Origin of the sequence: Pseudomonas idahonensis (assembly GCF_037903935.1) — a bacterium.
In the GTDB taxonomy this organism is placed as follows: domain Bacteria; phylum Pseudomonadota; class Gammaproteobacteria; order Pseudomonadales; family Pseudomonadaceae; genus Aquipseudomonas; species Aquipseudomonas danubii.
The window spans coordinates 1102102-1120492 of sequence record NZ_CP149586.1 but is presented as its reverse complement, the minus strand read 5'-3'; the positions used below and the strand labels follow the sequence as shown (position 1 = coordinate 1120492).

Annotated in this window: 14 protein-coding genes and 1 pseudogene; 14 read left to right on the top strand and 1 reads right to left on the bottom strand. The window is 63.1% G+C overall.

The window, feature by feature from the left end; genetic code table 11:
- The first annotated feature begins 15 nt into the window (after positions 1–15).
- From WIN67_RS05055 to WIN67_RS05005, 11 genes are all read left to right on the top strand, one after another.
- Positions 16–1185, top strand: coding sequence for an alginate biosynthesis protein Alg44 (locus tag WIN67_RS05055; RefSeq protein WP_102878454.1), 1170 nt, complete (start codon positions 16–18; stop codon positions 1183–1185).
- A 2-nt stretch (positions 1186–1187) separates the two neighbouring features.
- Positions 1188–2582 carry an alginate biosynthesis TPR repeat lipoprotein AlgK gene (algK, locus tag WIN67_RS05050; RefSeq protein WP_339070714.1) on the top strand — a complete coding sequence of 465 codons (1395 nt, stop codon included), beginning with the start codon at positions 1188–1190 and terminating at the stop codon, positions 2580–2582.
- Between the two features lie 179 nt (positions 2583–2761).
- Positions 2762–4198 (top strand): alginate export family protein, encoded by a 1437-nt coding sequence (locus WIN67_RS05045; RefSeq protein WP_339071681.1) that lies wholly within the window; start codon positions 2762–2764, stop codon positions 4196–4198.
- Positions 4199–4239: 41 nt separating this feature from the next.
- The gene (gene algG / locus WIN67_RS05040; RefSeq protein WP_372342436.1) at positions 4240–5814 is read left to right on the top strand and encodes a mannuronan 5-epimerase AlgG; all 1575 of its coding nucleotides are present in this window, start codon (positions 4240–4242) and stop codon (positions 5812–5814) included.
- An 11-nt stretch (positions 5815–5825) separates the two neighbouring features.
- Positions 5826–7274: an alginate O-acetyltransferase gene (locus WIN67_RS05035; RefSeq protein ID WP_102879070.1), complete on the top strand. Its 1449-nt coding sequence runs from the start codon at positions 5826–5828 to the stop codon at positions 7272–7274.
- Positions 7275–7282: 8 nt separating this feature from the next.
- Positions 7283–8407, top strand: coding sequence for a mannuronate-specific alginate lyase (locus WIN67_RS05030; RefSeq protein WP_273922235.1), 1125 nt, complete (start codon positions 7283–7285; stop codon positions 8405–8407).
- A 211-nt stretch (positions 8408–8618) separates the two neighbouring features.
- Positions 8619–10184, top strand: coding sequence for an MBOAT family protein (locus WIN67_RS05025; protein WP_339070713.1), 1566 nt, complete (start codon positions 8619–8621; stop codon positions 10182–10184).
- Positions 10185–10195: 11 nt separating this feature from the next.
- Entirely contained in the window at positions 10196–11371 is a 1176-nt protein-coding gene (locus tag WIN67_RS05020) for an alginate O-acetyltransferase (protein WP_339070712.1), read from the top strand.
- Positions 11372–11386: 15 nt separating this feature from the next.
- On the top strand, positions 11387–12055 hold the full coding sequence (locus tag WIN67_RS05015) for an alginate O-acetyltransferase AlgF (RefSeq protein ID WP_253083702.1): 669 nt from the start codon (positions 11387–11389) through the stop codon (positions 12053–12055).
- A 176-nt stretch (positions 12056–12231) separates the two neighbouring features.
- Complete coding sequence (locus WIN67_RS05010; RefSeq protein ID WP_339070711.1) at positions 12232–13683, top strand: mannose-1-phosphate guanylyltransferase/mannose-6-phosphate isomerase; 1452 nt, start codon at positions 12232–12234, stop codon at positions 13681–13683.
- Positions 13684–14287: 604 nt separating this feature from the next.
- A complete protein-coding gene (locus WIN67_RS05005) occupies positions 14288–14563 on the top strand; it encodes a hypothetical protein (RefSeq protein WP_015634231.1) in 276 nt (91 codons plus the stop codon).
- A 597-nt stretch (positions 14564–15160) separates the two neighbouring features.
- On the opposite strand, the pseudogene WIN67_RS05000 reads toward WIN67_RS05005, so the two are convergent.
- Positions 15161–15295, bottom strand: a pseudogene (locus WIN67_RS05000) (YhfG family protein); the annotation flags it as partial.
- A 470-nt stretch (positions 15296–15765) separates the two neighbouring features.
- Here WIN67_RS05000 and WIN67_RS04995 point away from each other — a divergent pair.
- The 3 genes from WIN67_RS04995 to WIN67_RS04985 all read left to right on the top strand — a co-directional run bounded on the left by WIN67_RS04995 (position 15766) and on the right by WIN67_RS04985 (position 18295).
- Positions 15766–16230 (top strand): multidrug transporter, encoded by a 465-nt coding sequence (locus WIN67_RS04995; protein WP_102878445.1) that lies wholly within the window; start codon positions 15766–15768, stop codon positions 16228–16230.
- Positions 16231–16265: 35 nt separating this feature from the next.
- Positions 16266–17090 carry an SDR family oxidoreductase gene (locus WIN67_RS04990; RefSeq protein WP_253165000.1) on the top strand — a complete coding sequence of 275 codons (825 nt, stop codon included), beginning with the start codon at positions 16266–16268 and terminating at the stop codon, positions 17088–17090.
- 176 nt (positions 17091–17266) lie between these two features.
- On the top strand, positions 17267–18295 hold the full coding sequence (locus tag WIN67_RS04985; protein ID WP_339070710.1) for a sel1 repeat family protein: 1029 nt from the start codon (positions 17267–17269) through the stop codon (positions 18293–18295).
- The last annotated feature ends 96 nt before the right edge of the window (positions 18296–18391 follow it).

The following is an 18391-nucleotide window of genomic DNA, read 5'->3' as shown; positions in this document are numbered from 1 at the left end:
TAGGAAATCGACCCTATGAACACCGCCGTGAACGTCAATGTAGTGCATGAATCCGAAGCCCAACGCCAGCACGCCCGGGTCAAGATCCCGGCCAAGCTGCGCTTCTTCGGCAACGAAGCCAAGCCCCTGGAAGTGCGGGTCCACGACCTCTCGGCCGGCGGCCTGAGCTTCAACGCCGGGCAGCAGATGCTGACCGTGGGTGCCGTGCACAAGGGCCGCCTGCAATTTGTCATCGACAACCTCGGCCTGGCCATGGATGTGGAGCTGCAAATCCGCTCCTTCGATCGCCAGAACGGGCGCGTCGGTTGCCAGTTCCAGAACCTCGAGCCCCAGGACATTTCCACCCTGCGCCACCTGATCACCTCGCACCTGGCCGGCGACATCGTCAGCATGGGCGACGTGCTCGCCACCCTCCAGCGCGACAACTTCACCAAGGCGCGCAAGGTCAAGGACAGCGGCAGCGGCATGACCGCCATGGGCCGCCTGCGGGCCGTGACCTTCAGCGCCGGGATCTTCGTGGTGGGCCTGGCGGCGTTCGGCTTCATCCTCAAGTCGGTGTACGGCATGTACTTCGTCAGCCACGCCCAGGCCGGCCTGGTCAGCGTCCCGGGAATGAACGTCACCATGCCGCGCGACGGCACTGTGCAAAGCCTGGTGCAGAGCGACGGCATCGCCGCCAAGGGCGCGCCACTGGCCACCTTCAGCACCAGCATGCTCGACGTGCTCAAAGGCCACCTGGCTGAAGACCAACTGCAACCGGCCAAGGTCGAGGAACTGTTCGGCAAGCAAATGACCGGCACCCTGACCTCCCCTTGCGACTGCACCGTGGCCCAGCAAATGGTCGCCGACGGCCAGTACGCCAGCAAAGGCGACGTGATCTTCCAACTGGTGCCCCGCAACAGCCAGGCCAACGTCGAGGCGCGCTTCTCCTACCGCCAGTTCGGCGACGTGCGCCCGGGCACCCGGGTCAACTTCCAGATCGCCGGCGAGGATGAAGTACGCACCGGCACCATCGTCAGCAGCACCAGCCTCAACAGCAGCGACCTGTCCTCCGACATCCGCGTGCAGATCAAGCCCGACGCGCCGCTGAGCAGCGCCTTCGCCGGCCGCCCGGTGGAAGTCAGCAGCGACCGCGGCCCCTCGATGAACTGGCTGATCGACAAAGCCATGGCTGCGGGTCTGTAACCATGACAGCCCCTAACCAGCTCTCGGTGTTGCCCTTGGTCGCCGCCCTGGCCCTGGCCGGTTGCGCCGGCCTGCCGGACCAGCGCCTGGCCAACGAAGCCCTGAAGCGCGGCGACACCGCGCTGGCCGAACAGAACTACCGGCAACTGGCGGACCTGGGCTACAGCGAGGCCCAGGTAGGCCTGGCCGACATCCAGGTGGACAGCCGCGACCCGGCGCAGATCAAGCAGGCCGAGGCCACCTATCGCGCCGCAGCCGATGTGTCGCCCCGGGCCCAGGCGCGCCTCGGCCGCCTGTTGGTGGCCAAGCCCGGTTCCACCGAGGCCGAGCAGCACGAAGCCGAAGGCCTGTTGAAAAGAGCCTTTGCCAACGGTGAAGGCAACACCCTGATTCCCCTGGCGATGCTGTACCTGCAATACCCCCACAGCTTCCCCAACGTCGACGCCCAGCAGCAGATCAGCCAATGGCGCAGCGCCGGTTACCCGGAAGCCGGCCTGGCCCAGGTGCTGCTGTACCGCACCCAAGGCAGCTACGACCAGCACCTGGCCGAGGTGGAAAGCATCTGCAAGGCCGCGCTCAACAGCACCGACATCTGCTACGTGGAACTGGCGACCGTTTATCAAAAACGCGGCCAGCCGGAGCAACAGGCCGAGCTGCTCAAGCAGCTGCAGGCCGGCTACAGCCGTGGCACGGTCAGCGCCCAGCGAGTCGACAGCGTGGCCCGCGTGCTGGGCGATGCAAGCCTGGGCAAGCCGGATGAAAAAACCGCCCAGGCCCTGCTGGAGCAGGTCGCTCCGGGTTACCCGGCGTCCTGGGTCAGCCTGGCCCAACTGCTCTACGACTTCCCCGAGCTGGGTGACGTCGACAAGATGATGCAGTACCTGGACAACGGCCGCGCCGCCGACCAGCCCCGCGCCGAACTGCTGCTGGGCAAGCTCTACTACGAAGGCAAATGGGTGCCGGCCGACGCCAAGGTCGCCGAAGCACACTTCCAGAAAGCCGTGGGCCGCGAAGTCGCCGCTGACTACTACCTCGGCCAGATCTACCGCCGTGGCTACCTGGGCCAGGTCTACCCACAAAAGGCCCTGGACCACCTGCTGACCGCCGCGCGCAACGGCCAGAACAGCGCCGACTTCGCCATTGCCCAGTTGTTCTCCCAGGGCAAGGGCACCAAGCCCAACCCAGTCAACGCCTACGTCTTCAGCCAACTGGCGAAGGTCCAGGACACACCGCAGGCCAACGAACTGGCGCAACAACTGGAAAGCCAATTGCCGCCTGCACAGCGCGCCGAAGCCCAACGCCTGCTGCAACAAGAGCAGGCCGTGCGTGGGGCCTTGAGCCAGAACGCGCTGCAACTGCACGCCCTGCAAGAAGAAGACGGCGAGGAAACCCTATGACGCTCCCCCCACTCAATACACCTCCTGTAGCCGCTGCCGCAGGCTGCGATCGAGTGCAAAGCGCTCGCCACCCCCGCCCCCGCGAATCGCGGCCGCTGCGCGACCGGGCGCAGCCTGCGACAGCGCCTACAGGCAAGCGCTTCAGCCTGTCGAAACTGGGCATAGCCCTGGGTTTTGCCATGCTCTGGTCCAACCCGACCCTGGCGGCAATGACCGATACCCAGAACTTCGGCCTGGAAGTGAAGATCACCGGCCAATCCGAAGATGATCGCGACCTGGGCACCCTCAGCGGCGGCGACGTCAACGGCCTGGGCCTGGACCTGCGGCCGTGGGTCTACGGTGAACGCGGTGCCTGGAGCGCCTACGCCATGGGCCAGGCGGTGACCTCCACCGACATCATCGAAACCGATACCCTGCAGCAGTCGGACGCCGACGGTGCACAGCAGTCGAGCAACGACGACCGCAAGACCCAGAAAAACTACCTGGCCCTGCGCGAGTTCTGGATCGGCTACAGCGGCTTCACGCCCTACCCCGGCGAGCAGTTGAAACTGGGCCGCCAACGCCTGCGCAACGACGACGGCCAGTGGCGCGACACCAACATCGAAGCCCTGAACTGGACCTTCGACACCACCTTGCTGCGGGCCAACGTGGGCGCCGCCGAGCGCTTCAGCGAGTACCGCACCGACCTCAAGGAACTGGCGCCCAAGGACAAGGACCGCCTGCACGTCTACGGCGACGCGGCCTACCAGTGGACCCCAGGCAACTGGGTGGGGATTCGCGGTCATCACACTCACGATGACGGCAAGCTCGACTATCCGGTGCCCGGCGAAGCCGCCGATTCCCTGGACAAGAAAGAGAACGGCGACCTCACCTGGCTCGGCCTCACCGCCGACAGCGACGCCTATAACTGGCGCAACACCAACACCGTCAACTACTGGGCCAGCCTGACCGGCATGCGCGGCGAGCGCGACACGGTCAACGCACTGGACGCCAATGGCAACCGCCCGACCCAGGCCAAGCGCAGCGACAACCTCGACGGCTGGGCCACGGACCTGGGCGTACGCCTGCGCCTGGACCCCAACTGGCAAGTCGGCGCCGCCTATGCCCGCGCCAGCGGCGACTACGAGCAGAACGGCCTGGAAAGCAACCGCTCCAACTACACCGGCACCCGCTCCCGCGTGCACCGTTTCGGCGAAGCCTATCGCGGCGAAATGAACAACATGCAGACCGCCACCCTGTTCGGCTCCTGGATGCTCAACGATGAATACGACGCCAGCCTGATCTACCACAAGTTCTGGCGCGTGGACGGCAACAAGCCGGTGGGCAGCAACGGCATCAACGCCGTGGACAACGACTATGACGGCAACGGCAACCTGCTCTCCAGCACCGCGCTGCCCCTGCAAGACGGCAAGAAAGACTTGGGGCAGGAAATGGACCTGGTGGTCACCAAGTACTTCAAGCAAGGCCTGTTGCCGGCGGCCCTGAGCCAGTCCATCGATGAGCCGTCGGCCCTGGTGCGTTTTCGTGGCGGCGTGTTCAAGCCCGGCGATGCCTATGGCAAAGACGTCGACTCGTACATGCACCGCGCCTTTATCGACGTGATCTGGCGCTTCTGATGCGAACCGCGAAGGGAGTGCCCGAAATGAACTGCTACCCCATGAACAGCCCCGCTGCGAAAGGCGCCATCAGCCTGTTGGCTGGCGCTCTGTTGCTGGCCAGCAGCTCGGCTTTCGCCACTGTCGAGCCGGCCAAGGCGCCGATCGTCGCCAAGGAACTGCAACAGGCCAAGACCTACACCGTCAGCAGCGCGCCCACTGAGCCGTTGAACCTGGCCACACCGACCCTGCCCGACCTCTCCGGCTACACCGCCGAGGCCGTTGCGGCGAAGATCGTGCGCAGCCAGCCGGGCAAGATCAGCGTGCGCCGGATGATGCAGGAAGACGCCCTGAAAGACTTTATCGGCGGTGACAACAAGATGGCCGAATGGGTGGTGCGCCAGCACGGCATTCCCCAGGCGATCTTTATCGACGACGGTTACATCAACCTCAAGGACCTGGCCAAGAAACTGCCCAAGCAGTACATCAGCGAAACCGCGCCGGGTGTATTCCTCGCGCGCCTGCCGATCGTGGTCGGGCGCAAGGGCATCCTGGAAATCGACAAACAGACCCAGGAGCTGCGCCTGTCCCAGGAAGGCGGTTCGTTCCTGGTCAACGATGGCCAGTTGTTTGTGCGCGACACCAAGGTCACCGGCTGGCGCGAGAAAGACAACGGCCCGGCGACCTTCCGCTCGCCCAAGGAATTCCGCCCGTTCCTGCTGGCCTGGGGCGGCACCGAGACTTACATCGTCAACAGCCAGATGGCCAGCTTCGGCTACGCCAACTCCAAGTCCTACGGCGTGAGTATTTCCCAGTACACGCCGAACATGGCCAAGGTGCTCAAGCGCGATGAACCCACCGGCTGGATCATCGGCTCGGATTTCTCGGACATGTGGTACGGCTTCTACTGCTACGAAACCCGCGACTTCGTGGTCAAGGGCAACACCTACAAGGACAACATCGTCTACGGCATCGACCCCCACGACCGTTCCCACGGCCTGATCATCGCCGACAACACCGTCCACGGCACCAAGAAGAAGCACGGCATCATCATTTCCCGGGAAGTGAACGACAGCTTCATCTTCAACAACCGTAGCTACGACAACAAACTCTCGGGCCTGGTGATCGACCGTAACAGCGTCAACAACCTGATCGCCTACAACGAGATCTACCGCAACCACACCGACGGCATCACCCTCTACGAGAGCGCCGACAACCTGCTGTGGGGCAACAAGGTGATCAGCAACAAACGCCACGGCATCCGCATTCGCAACAGCGTGAACATCCGCCTGTACGAAAACATCGCCATGGCCAACGGCCTGACCGGCGTCTACGGCCACATCAAGGACCTTTCCGACACCGACCGCGACATCAAGCTCGACCCGTTCGACGCTCAGGTTTCGCTGATCGTGGTCGGCGGCGAGCTGGCGGCCAATGGCAGCGGCCCGCTGTCCATCGACTCGCCGTTGAGCGTGGAGCTGTATCGCGTGTCCATGCTCGCGCCCACCAAAAGCAGCGGCATCAGCTTTTCGGGGATCCTTGGCGAACGCCAGGATGAAATCCTCGACCTGATGGTGCGCCAGCAAAAAGCCGTGCTGATCGACCCTGTCGAACGCCAGACCGAAATGCGCGATTGAGGATGACTGTCATGCCCCCACACCTGATCAAACTGTTGAGCCTGTCGGCGCTGACCGCCGGCATTCTCGCCGCCAGCGCCGGCGCCCGGGCCGATGAGCCCCAGGCGCCGAACTTCACCGCCGAGCCGTGCTGCAACCTGTGCCCGGCCGCCCATGATGCGAAGAACTACACCACCCGCTACCAGCAGAACTTCACCACCCTGGTGCAAGCCCAGGGCGACTGGCTGTTCCGCACCCAGGAAGACCTGCGCACCGAATTTGACACCACGCCACAAGGCTATCGCCGCCTCAAGCAACTGCACCAAGCGTTCAAGAGCAAGGGTGTGGAACTGGTGCTGGTCTACCAGCCGACTCGCGGCCTGGTGAACCGCAACAAGCTCAACCCGGCAGAGAAAGCCCGCTTCGACTACGACAAGGCCCTGAACAACTACCAGGCCATGCTCGGGCGCTTTGCGCAGATGGGCTACGTGGTGCCGGACCTGTCGCCACTGACCAACGAACAACTGCCCGACACCCTGCCGGCCCACGATTTCTACTTCCGTGGCGACCAGCACTGGACCCCTTACGGCGCCCAACGCACCGCCAAGATCGTCGCCGACAAGGTCAAGCAACTGCCGGCCTTCGCCGACATTCCACGGCGTGAATTCGAGACCCACAAGTCCGGGCGCATGGGCAAGACCGGCACCCTGCACAACATGGCCGGGCAACTGTGCGGCACCAGCTACGCCATCCAGTACATGGACCAGTTCACCACCGAGCCCAAGGGCGAGGCCGGCGACGGCGACCTGTTCGGTGATTCCGGCAACCCGCAGATCACTCTCGTAGGCACCAGCCACAGCGGCAAGAACTACAACTTCGCCGGCTTTCTGGAAGAGGCCATCGGCGCCGACATCCTCAACGTCGCCTTCCCCGGCGGTGGCCTGGAAGGCTCGATGTTGCAGTACCTGGGCAGCGACGAATTCCAGAAGAGCCCGCCGAAGATCCTGATCTGGGAGTTCTCGCCGCTGTACCGCCTGGACCAGGAAACCATCTACCGGCAGATGATGGCCCTGCTGGACAACGGCTGCGAGGGCAAGGCTGCGCAGATGAGCGCCAGCACCACCCTCAAGCCGGGCAAGAACGAACTGCTGGTCAACAGCCAGAACCTGGACCTGCGCAACAGCGGCCATCAGGTCGACATCCGCTTCGCCGACCCTTCGGTGAAAACCCTGCAAGCCACCCTCTGGTACATGAACGGGCGCCACGAGGACATCAAGATCGACAAACCGGAAACGTCCGACACCGACGGGCGCTTCGCCTTCGAACTGCGCACTGACGAAGACTGGGCCTCGCAGAACCTGCTGGCAGTCGAAATCCAGGGCCCGGAAGCGGGCACTGCCGGGCAGAAGGTCGAAGCGAAAATTTGCAAACGCAACGTATTCCCGAGCGCCGAGCAACGCACCGCGCAGATCGGGCAATGAGGTTACCTATGCAAAGCACACACCTGAAACACTGGTTGCTCCCCAGCCTGCTGGGGCTGGCCATGGTCACCGGCAGCGCCCAGGCCGCCGCGCCGCTGCGTCCACCCCAGGGCTATTACGCCCCGGTGGACAAGTTCAAGAGCGGTGACGACAGCGAAGGCTGCGACGCCATGCCGGCGCCCTACACCGGCGCCCTGCAGTTTCGCAGCAAGTACGAAGGCTCGGACAAGGCCCGGGCGACCCTGAACACCCAGTCCGAACAGGCCTTTCGCGACACCACCGCGGACATCACCAAGATCGAGCGCGGCACCAGCAAGCGGGTCATGCAGTTCATGCGCGACGGCCGCCCGCAACAGCTGGACTGCACCCTCGCCTGGCTCAGCGCCTGGGCCCAGGCCGACGCGCTGATGTCCAAGGACTTCAACCACACCGGCAAGTCCATGCGCAAATGGGCCCTGGGCAGCATGGCCTCGGCCTACCTGCGGCTGAAGTTCTCCGACTCCCACCCGCTGGCCAGCCACCAGGAACAGGCGCAGAAGATCGAGGCCTGGTTCAGCAAGATGGCCGATCAGGTAGTCAGCGACTGGGACAACCTGCCCCTGGACAAGACCAACAACCACTCCTACTGGGCCGCCTGGTCGGTGATGGCCACCGCCGTGGCCACCAACCGCCGCGACCTGTTCGACTGGGCCGTGAAGGAATACAAGGTCGGCGCCCACCAGGTCGACGCCGACGGCTTCTTGCCCAACGAACTCAAGCGCCAGCAACGGGCCCTGGCGTACCACAACTACGCCCTGCCGCCCTTAGCGATGATCGCCAGCTTCGCCCAGGTCAACGGCGTCGACCTGCGCCAGGAGAACAACAGCGCGCTCAAGCGCTTGGGTGACCGAGTGCTGGCTGGGGTGAAAGACCCGGAGCTTTTCGAGCAGAAGAATGGCAAGGAACAGGACATGACCGACCTCAAGGTCGACTCGAAATTCGCCTGGCTGGAACCCTACTGCAGCCTCTACACCTGCGCTCCGGAGACATTGGAGCGCAAGCACAAGATGCAACCGTTCAAGACTTTCCGCCTGGGTGGCGACCTGACCAAGGTCTACGACCCGGCCCATGAAAAGGGCAACACAGGCCCGTAACACCTACACCTGTAGCCGCTGCCGAGGCACGAGGCTGCGACGCGGTCCGCAGGACCGCCCCCAGGGGCCGCTTCGCAGCCCATCGCAGCCTCGTACCTCGGCAGCGGCTACAGAGAGCGTCATGAATGCAATACGCCTCCCACGGTTTTTTCAGTGGGGGGTTTGGGGGGGCTCCGGCCTCTGACTATTGGTTAAACATGGAGAGATCGGGATGGTTTTCTCGTCCAATGTGTTCCTGTTCCTGTTCCTGCCGATCTTTCTCGGCTTGTACTACTTGAGCGGGCAACGCTATCGCAACCTGCTGCTGCTGATCGCCAGCTATGTGTTCTATGCCTGGTGGCGGGTGGACTTCCTGGCGCTGTTCGCCGGGGTCACCCTGTGGAACTACTGGATCGGCCTGAAAGTCGGCGCCGCCGGTGTACGCACCAAACCGGCCCAACGCTGGCTGCTGCTCGGCGTCGGCGTCGACCTGTGCATCCTCGGCTACTTCAAGTACGCCAACTTCGGCGTGGACAGCATCAACGCGATCATGACCTCCTACGGTCTGGAACCGTTCATCCTGACCCACATCCTGTTGCCGATCGGCATCTCGTTCTACATCTTCGAGTCCATCAGCTACATCATCGACGTCTACCGCGGCGACACCCCGGCCACCCGCAACCTCATCGACTTTGCGGCGTTCGTGGCGATCTTCCCGCACCTGATCGCCGGCCCGGTCCTGCGCTTTCGCGACCTGGCGGACCAGTTCAACAACCGCACCCACACCCTGGACAAGTTCTCCGAAGGCTGCACCCGCTTCATGCAGGGTTTCATCAAGAAGGTGTTCATCGCCGACACCCTGGCAGTGGTCGCCGACCATTGCTTCGCCCTGCAAAACCCCACCACGGGCGATGCCTGGCTCGGCGCCCTGGCCTACACCGCGCAGCTGTACTTCGACTTCTCCGGCTACAGCGACATGGCCATCGGCCTGGGCTTGATGATGGGTTTTCGCTTCATGGAAAACTTCAAGCAGCCCTACATCAGCCAGTCGATCACCGAGTTCTGGCGGCGCTGGCACATCAGCCTGTCCACCTGGCTGCGCGACTACCTGTACATCACCCTGGGCGGCAACCGCAAAGGCACGCTGATGACTTACCGCAACCTGTTCCTGACCATGCTGCTCGGTGGCCTGTGGCACGGTGCGAACATCACCTACATCGTCTGGGGCGCCTGGCACGGCATGTGGCTGGCCATCGAAAAGGCCCTGGGCATCAACACCACCCCACGCAGCCTGAACCCGATCCGCTGGGCCCTGACCTTCCTGCTGGTGGTGATGGGCTGGGTGATCTTCCGTGCCGAGAACCTGCACGTGGCCGGGCGCATGTACGGCGCCATGTTCAGCTTTGGCGACTGGTCGCTGTCGGAACTCAATCGCTCCAGCCTCACCGGCCTGCAAGTGGCGACCCTGATCCTGGCCTACGCCACCCTGGCGTTCTTCGGCCTGCGTGACCTGTACCGCAACCCGGCACCGGTCAAGGCCAAGCCCGACGTCGCTACCCCCGCCGACGGCCCGGCCACCGCCCAGCCCGGTCTGATCAAGGCAGTGCCCGGGGACACCCCCGGCAGCGTTCACCAGCCAGGCTACATCGTCGGCACCGAGGCCCAAGTGCAACCGGCCTACTGGAGCGCCGACTGGTCGCGCTACGTGATGCGCGCCCTGGTGCTGCTGCTGTTCATCGCCTCGATTCTCAAACTCTCGGCGCAAAGCTTCTCGCCGTTCCTTTACTTCCAGTTCTGAGGGATCTGCCCATGACCCGCTCATTACGTGTGTTCTACATCGCCCTGTTCCTGGTGACCCTGGCGGTCCTCGGGCTGTGGTCGGTGCGCAGCTTCTTCGGCTTCAGTACCAACAACGACGCCACCGTGCTCAACGGGCGCTGGGCCAAGGCCGTGGAAACCCACTACGACGACCAGTTCCCGATCAAGCGCCTGGGCACCAACCTGTGGGCCGCCCTGGACTTCAAGCTGTTCAACGAAGGCCGCCCCGGGGTGGTGCTAGGCCGCGACCAGTGGCTGTACAGCGATGAAGAGTTCAACCCGGTGGTCAACGAGGAACTCAACCTGCAGGGCAACTACGCCCTGGTGGAAGGCGTGCGCCAGACCTTGAAGGCGCACGGGGTGAAACTGGTGATGGCCATCGTCCCGGCCAAGGTCCGGCTGTACCCGGAACACCTGGACGAGGTACGCCCGGCGCGAATCCACGCCAACCTCTACCAGGACTTTCATGCCCGGGTCGCGGCCGACAAGATCCTTGCCCCCGACCTGCTGGGCCCCCTGCAACAGGCCAAGCAACAGGGCCAGCAAGTGTTCCTGCGCACCGACACCCACTGGACCCCGGCCGGCGCCGAAGTCGTCGCTCGCCAGTTGGCCCAGGCCATCGCCGCCAAGACCCCGCTCAGCGGTCAGCCACAACGCTTCGTCACCGAGACTCAAGAGACCGTGAAGCACCAGGGCGACCTGCGGCGCTTCCTGCCCCTGGACCCGCTGTTCGAAAACCTGATGCCGGCCGAAGAGCCGCTGCAAAAGCGTGTGACCCGCGCCAGCGAGGAACAGCCAAGCGCCGATGACGCGCTGTTCGCCGACCACGAAGTGCCGGTGACCCTGGTGGGCACCAGCTACAGCGCCAACCCCAACTGGAACTTCGTCGGCGCCCTGAAACAGGCCCTGCACAGCGACGTGCTGAGCTACGCCGAAGACGGCCACGGCCCGATCCTGCCGATGCTCAGCTACCTGAAAAGCGACGACTTCAAGAACAACCCGCCCCAGGTGCTGATCTGGGAATTCCCTGAACGCTATCTGCCTGTGAACAACGAAATCGGCGATGCCGACCCGCAGTGGGTCGCAGAGCTCAAGCAAGCCGGTGCTCGCCAACAGAACGTAGCTGCACTCAACAAATCCGAGACGCCCGACCGGGCGCAAAACTGAAAAGAGGTAACACTCATGACTTTCACTACTACTCCTCGCCGTCTCGCTGCCAAATCCCTGAAAGCTGCCGTATTGGCCGCGAGCCTGGGCCTGCTATCAGCCCCGGTATTCGCCGGTGGCGACGCCGCCCTGTACGGTCCCACCGCGCCCAAGGGCTCGACCTTCGTGCGCCTCTACAACGCCAGCAACAGCGAAGTCAGCGCCACGGTGGGCAGCACCAACGTCAATGACGTCGCGCCCCTGGCCAGCAGCGACTTCAGCTTCATGCCCGGCGGTGACTACACCGCCAAGGTGGGCAGCCAGAGCGTGCCGGTGAAACTGGCCGCCGATCACTATTACACCCTGGTCAACAACGCCAGCGGCCAGCCGCAACTGATCGAAGAACCGCCGTTCAAGAACAAGCAGAAATCCCTGGTGCGGGTGCAGAACCTCAGCGACCAGGCCCTGACCCTGAAGACCGCCGACGGCAAGACCGACGTGGTCAAGGCCGTGGCTGCCAAAGGCCGCGGCGAGCGCGAAATCAACCCGGTGAAGGTCAGCTTCGCCCTGTATGACGGCGATAAAAAAGTCAGCGACCTCAAGCCCGTGGCCCTGGAGCGCGGCGAAGCGGCGGTGCTCTACGTCACCGGCAACGGCAGCAACCTGTCGCCGGTGTGGGTGAAACGCCCCGTCTCCACCCGCTAAGACCTGTAGCCGCTGCCGAGGCCCGAGGCTGCGACGCGGTCCGCAGGACCGCCCTCAGGGGCCGCTTCGCAGCCCATCGCAGCCTCATACCTCGGCAGTGGCGCACCGAGACAAAAACAAGAGTGAAACGACAAACCCTCGTAGCTCTAACCCAAACAGATTCAAGGAGAAACACCATGATCCCAGTAATCCTTTCCGGTGGTAGCGGCTCACGTCTTTGGCCGCTTTCGCGCAAACAATTCCCCAAGCAATTCCTCGCCCTGACCGGCGAACACACCCTGTTCCAGCAAACCCTGGAGCGCCTGGTGTTCGAAGGCATGGACACCCCCATCGTGGTCTGCAACAAAGACCACCGCTTCATCGTCAACGAGCAGTTGGCCAACCGTAAGCTCGAATCCCAACGCATCCTCATGGAACCCTTCGGCCGCAACACCGCCCCGGCCGTGGCCCTGACCGCGATGATGCTGGTCAACGAAGGCCGCGACGAGCTGATGCTGGTGCTGCCCGCCGACCACGTCCTGGACGACCAGAAAGCCCTGCAACGGGCCCTGGCCCTGGCCACCGTGGCCGCCGAACGTGGCGAAATGGTGCTGTTCGGCGTCCCGGCGACCAAACCGGAAACCGGCTACGGCTACATCAAGTCCGCCAACGACGCCCTGCTGCCGGAAGGCATCAGCCGGGTCGCGCAGTTCGTCGAAAAGCCCGACGAAAAACGCGCTAACGAATTCGTCCAGGCCGGCGGCTACTTCTGGAACAGCGGCATGTTCCTGTTCCGCGCCAGCCGCTTCCTCGAAGAGCTGAAGAAACATGATCCGGACATCTACGACACCTGCCTCTTGACCCTGGAACGCAGCCAGCAGGACCCGGACACCGTGACCATCGACGAAGCCACCTTCGCCTGCTGCCCGGACAACTCCATCGACTACGCGGTGATGGAGAAGACCCAGCGCGCCTGCGTGGTGCCCCTGAGCGCCGGTTGGAGCGATGTCGGCTGCTGGTCGTCGCTGTGGGACGTGCATGAAAAGGACGCCAACGGCAACGTCAGCAAGGGCGATGTGGTGATTCAGGACAGCCACAACTGCATGATCCACGGCAACGGCAAACTGGTGTCGGTGATCGGCCTGGACAACATCGTGGTGGTGGAAACCAAGGACGCCATGATGATTGCCCACAAGGACAAGGTCCAAGGGGTGAAACAGATGGTCAACACCCTCAACGAACAGGGCCGCAGCGAAACCCAGAACCACTGCGAGGTCTACCGCCCGTGGGGCTCCTATGACTCGGTGGACATGGGCGGACGCTTCCAGGTCAAGCACATCTCGGTCAAGCCGGGGGCGTGCCTGTCGCTACAGATGCACCACCACCGCGCCGAACACTGGATCGTGGTCAGCGGCACCGCCGAAGTCACCTGTGACGAGAACGTGTTCCTGCTCACCGAGAACCAGTCCACCTACATCCCGATTGCTTCGGTGCACCGCCTGCGCAACCCGGGCAAGATCCCGCTGGAGATCATCGAAGTGCAATCGGGCAGTTATTTGGGCGAGGACGATATCGAGCGGTTTGAGGATATCTACGGCCGCTCCACCCCGGTGGAACGTGGCGTCTCGGTGAAGACCATTGCGCAGTAAGCGCAGCGGCGAGTTTCAAGCGGCAAGCTGCAACTAAAAGCAGGGAGTCGTGCTAGCAAGACCTTTGTGCTCCCCCTTTCCAGGTGTCTGCGTCCCCTATCCGCAGGCACTTGGCCAGGGGGATTTTTGTAGCCGCTGCCGCAGGCTGCGAAAAGGGCCGAAGGACCTTCAGCGGTCTCAAGCCCCCTGCGCCCGCTGCGCGGTCGTTCGCAGCCTGCGGCAGCGGCTACAAGAAGCAGCGATAAATAGGAGCAACCGTAAGCTTCAAGCGGCAAGCCAGATCAACAGCCATCTGTGGATACAAAAGGTCGTTTCAGGCTACACATATCGGGTTGACCGCCCTCTCACTGCTCCCTATCCTCGCGCCTGTCACGACTCATTCGTGATCGGGTTTGACGGCTCGGTAACACTTTCAGGACGCATAGTTCCTCGACTCTGCTTGCGCTCTTCTGCGCTCGCAAAAAAGTCTTATGGCGACTGTGCGTGGGGCATCTTCGGATGCGCCGGGTTCCTGAAACCGGTCCGTCAACCTGCGTACAGTTGCCACCCAACTCGTTTGACGGCGATCAAGTGGCAGCTCTATTTATTTCAGGAGCAACACACCATGACGGACCGTATCGCGCTAACCAGCAACGAATCCTCCACGCCCACCCTGTTTATCGACACCCGCGCGCCTTTGGACGAACTGCATGCCAGCGCCGCCTACCGCATCCTCGCGGTGACTCAACTGATGGAAAGCATCGTGCACATGGACAGCCGCCACGCCGATGCCACCGACCTGACACAGATCGCCCACGCCAGCGCCATTCTGTTGCGCGATGGTTGTGATCTGCTGGACGTGTTGGGGCGGCGGATTCGTGGCAGTCAGTACCTGAACTAAGACGCCCCGTGATCGTTCCCCTTCAAACACGGGGGAACGATCGGCACGCCTGTCCCCTCTCCTTCATCTAGAACCCGCCTCATCGATCACTGCCGTCCCCATCTTCGCCAGAAGATGCGCAGCCCTGTTGTGGGTGGCACCCGTGCGCGGATTGGTCGACCGGAGATACAGGAACCCGGCAGGGACGCAGCCCTTCCACGCACAGCTGCCATTGCACGAATGCGCAGGCGCACAACCCACCTGCCATAGCGAAATGGGGCGCTGCTGCAGCTGCATCAAAACGGGTTACCAAGCGGAGGGGTGGCAGCTGCGTGCAGGTTGGTAAACCGGAGATACAGGAACCCGGCAGGGACGAGCCCTCCCACGCACAGCTGCCATTGCACAAGTGAAATGCGGCGCTGTTGCGCCTGTATCAGAACGAGTTACCAAGCCCGGTCGCTGAATGTGCTGCGACGCTCAAAGGCTAGTCCGGGTTCGACACGCAGCAACGACGAAGGCGTCGCAGTTTATGTCCAGGCCAAGGGAGTTTAGGAATGTTCAGGATGGCGGCACGCCGAGGAGGCGGGGTAGCAGTCATGATCATGAGAAGCGTCGTATTTATCCATTCAACGGTCTTCCATGCTTGGCCAAGATTTTTTCCAACGAGGCTTTTTCGTCGAAGATCGGTATGTCTATGCCTTCCAGTCTTGAACTGCTGACAAAGTTTTTAAGCTTGTTCTTTTCGAAACGCTCAATCGCTGATCTGTGCAGTTTGCAAAATCTGCTGCAGTGATACGTCCATCATCGCCCCATGATTGATGCCAAAGCCCGGAGATTATCACCTCATAGAACGCCACCACGGGCACGTCTCGTCCTTGGCACCAGCACTCTTCACAGTCGAAAGCGGAGCCCACCCCTTCAGCTAGCATTCGCCTCGTTCGATGTTTGTAGCCCTGAGAACCTGAGCATTTTCCAGTCCCGGTAAAGGTGTTCCAGGAATGGATAGATGACCCCGGAGCATGCCAGCCACCTGCTCGGGCGGGCACCAGAGTGGACCACATGATGTCCACTATCGGCATAAATCCGCTTTAACAGACCTTCTGTTGTCCCTAACGCCCCCATCAAAACCTGGCCTGTGGATAACGTCACAACAGCCATCCTCCATCGCCAACCCCACCTACGCTTAGGTAGGATGTCTCCTCCTTTTCCCCGAGGCTCACCTCATGTTCATCGGCGTTCTGCTGGTCATCACCTGGCTGATCCTGCTTCTGCGCTACCCCGCCAAAGCCCTTCCCGTGTCCCTGGCCGCTGCGTTCGGCCTGGCCCTGGTGGCCTGCTGGGTGGTCTGGCTGGACAACCGCGAAGCACAGCAACTGGCGCGCCTGGATCTGCGCCTGAGCTACGCCCCCGAACACTGCCCTGCCGACCGCCCGCTGCAGGTCAAGCTGAACAACGGTAACAAGGTGCCCCTGATCGAACTGCGCTGGCGGGTCGCCGCCTACGCGCCGGGGGACACGGTCAACCTCGCCGACAACCAGTACAGCGCCCCGCGCTACCGCGGCCCCGGCGAGTTGCAGGCCGGCGCCAGCTGGGAAGACTGCCTGCCGCTGCCACCGCTGCGCTCGGGCTATCGTCCGCAAACCCTGGAGTTTCGTGCCGAGCGTTTGCAAGGTAGCTTCTCCGACTGATTTCCCCTTCCCCCTCACAGCACAAGGACCGCGCCATGCCCGTAGCGTTGATCACCGGTTGTTCCAGCGGCATCGGCCGCGCCCTGGCAGATGCCTTCAAGGGCGCCGGTTTTACCGTGCTCGCCAGCGCCCGCAAGGCCGAGGACGTCACGGCCCTGCAAGCCGCCGGTTTCAAGGCCGTGCAACTGGACGTCAATGACGGCGCTGCCCTGGGCGCCTTGAGCGAGGAGATCAACCAGCAGTACGGCGGCCTCGATGTGCTGATCAACAACGCCGGCTACGGCGCCATGGGCCCGCTACTGGATGGCGGCGTGCAAGCCATGCAGCGCCAGTTCGAAACCAACGTGTTCTCGGTGGTCGGGGTGACCCGGGCGATGTTCCCGGTGCTGCGTCGCAGCCGCGGCCTGGTGGTGAATATCGGCAGTGTCTCCGGGGTGCTGGTGACGCCGTTTGCCGGCGCCTACTGCGCCTCGAAAGCCGCGGTGCATGCCTTGAGCGATGCCCTGCGCATGGAACTCTCGCCATTCGGCATCCGGGTCATGGAAGTGCAGCCCGGGGCCATTGCCTCAAGTTTTGCCAGGAACGCCGGGCATGAAGCCGAACAGTTGCTCAACGAGCAATCGCCCTGGTGGCCACTGCGCGAGGGCATCCGCTCCCGGGCCAAGGCCTCCCAGGACAAGCCGACCCCCGCCAGCGAGTTTGCCGCCGGCTTGCTCAAGGCCGTGCAACAGGACAAACCGCCACGCCTGCTGCGCCTGGGCAATGGCAGCCGCGCCCTGCCGCTGCTGGCCAACCTGCTGCCCAAGGGTTTGCTGGAGAAGGGACTGATGAAGCGGTTTGGCCTGAGCGCCAAGCTCTGACACCCACGTATGCAAGCCATCTAGGGTGTACCGCGTGCCTCCGGTAGGAGCCGGCTTGCCGGCGAAGAGGCCCGCGAGCCGAGAGCAAACGTTGCGACCGCCTTCGCTGGCAAGCCAGCTCCTACAGCGGTGGCGCGGTGCGCCTTTGTTCAGTCGCCGATCAGAGATCTGCCCCATTGAAATGTCGTAGAGCACTACCGTTGACCCTGTTCGCCTTGCTGCTGGGCTGCAATGCCTCGTCACCGGACGAAAAACTCAATGCCACCCTGCCGGACCTGAGCCTGGAACAGATCCTGCCCAAGGTCGAAGCCAACCCGTACTGCTCGCCGGAGATGGACAGCGAACGGCTGGTCGGCCTCGGCATCCGACTGATGAATGAGGACGAGGTACTGCATGGCGCAAGCCGTACCTTGCTGGCGAGCAAGGCCATACAAATGGCCCGCGCCTGCCTGATCATGGCCGCCCCCCGCGACACCATGAGCCTGTGCATCCTGGGCGGGATTGTTGGCTCCAGGCAGAAGGACTATGACAAAAGCGAAGCCTTCAACTACATCGCTTACGCCGCCCAGCACAATGAATCCTGCGCGGAAGCGGGCCTGTACGACATCTACAACCTTGGCAAGTTGGACCAGCCCGCGAACAAGGCATTGGCCATGGCCTGGCTGGAACGCGCCGCTCGGCACGGCGACGAGGACTCGCAACAAGAGATGCTGCGCAGCAGCGAACAGGACAATTTGCCACTGGCCTACGCCTGGGCCCGAACCCTCGATGACGCCCAAAGGCTCGAAGCGCTGAAACGCAAGATGAGCCCTCAGCAGATAGCTGAAGGCGAACAGCACTACACCCGGCTACTCAGCCAGCTCCCCTCCAAAAAGGATCTGGAGCAGGCGCTGCGCCAGAACGTCATCCTCCTGGGCACAGGGGATATCTACTACGACTACCCGGAGGTGTTCGCGGGCATGTTGCCTGAGCAACAGCATGCTTTCGTCGCCCAGTTGGTGGACATGCAGGACCGCTACCCGAAGTTCCACACCCGCGGCCAACTGGTGGCCTACGCCTTGATTTCCCGCCTGGTGCAAAGCACCGGGCCGGCCGTGGACCTGTGGCAAGACCCGGCGCTGCAGGCCGTGCTGGAGGACGATGACCTGAGCGTGGAAGATAGCGTGGCCAAGGCCAAAATCCTCCTGACCAAGCGCAAGCCATAGCAGCGGCTGGCGCTACGCCTTTTGCAGCCGCCGCCGAGGTGTCGCGCGCAAGGCCCAAGGGCCCTTTGCCGCAGCCAAACAGGCGCTGCGGTTTGG

Excerpts from the sequence above, each read along its gene's own strand:
- WIN67_RS05055 (WP_102878454.1), top strand. The coding sequence starts at position 16 with ATGAACACCGCCGTGAACGTCAATGTAGTGCATGAATCCGAAGCCCAA.
- algK (WP_339070714.1), top strand. The coding sequence starts at position 1,188 with ATGACAGCCCCTAACCAGCTCTCGGTGTTGCCCTTGGTCGCCGCCCTG.
- WIN67_RS05045 (WP_339071681.1), top strand. The coding sequence starts at position 2,762 with ATGCTCTGGTCCAACCCGACCCTGGCGGCAATGACCGATACCCAGAAC.
- algG (WP_372342436.1), top strand. The coding sequence starts at position 4,240 with ATGAACAGCCCCGCTGCGAAAGGCGCCATCAGCCTGTTGGCTGGCGCT.
- WIN67_RS05035 (WP_102879070.1), top strand. The coding sequence starts at position 5,826 with ATGCCCCCACACCTGATCAAACTGTTGAGCCTGTCGGCGCTGACCGCC.
- WIN67_RS05030 (WP_273922235.1), top strand. The coding sequence starts at position 7,283 with ATGCAAAGCACACACCTGAAACACTGGTTGCTCCCCAGCCTGCTGGGG.
- WIN67_RS05025 (WP_339070713.1), top strand. The coding sequence starts at position 8,619 with ATGGTTTTCTCGTCCAATGTGTTCCTGTTCCTGTTCCTGCCGATCTTT.
- WIN67_RS05020 (WP_339070712.1), top strand. The coding sequence starts at position 10,196 with ATGACCCGCTCATTACGTGTGTTCTACATCGCCCTGTTCCTGGTGACC.
- WIN67_RS05015 (WP_253083702.1), top strand. The coding sequence starts at position 11,387 with ATGACTTTCACTACTACTCCTCGCCGTCTCGCTGCCAAATCCCTGAAA.
- WIN67_RS05010 (WP_339070711.1), top strand. The coding sequence starts at position 12,232 with ATGATCCCAGTAATCCTTTCCGGTGGTAGCGGCTCACGTCTTTGGCCG.
- WIN67_RS05005 (WP_015634231.1), top strand. The coding sequence starts at position 14,288 with ATGACGGACCGTATCGCGCTAACCAGCAACGAATCCTCCACGCCCACC.
- WIN67_RS04995 (WP_102878445.1), top strand. The coding sequence starts at position 15,766 with ATGTTCATCGGCGTTCTGCTGGTCATCACCTGGCTGATCCTGCTTCTG.
- WIN67_RS04990 (WP_253165000.1), top strand. The coding sequence starts at position 16,266 with ATGCCCGTAGCGTTGATCACCGGTTGTTCCAGCGGCATCGGCCGCGCC.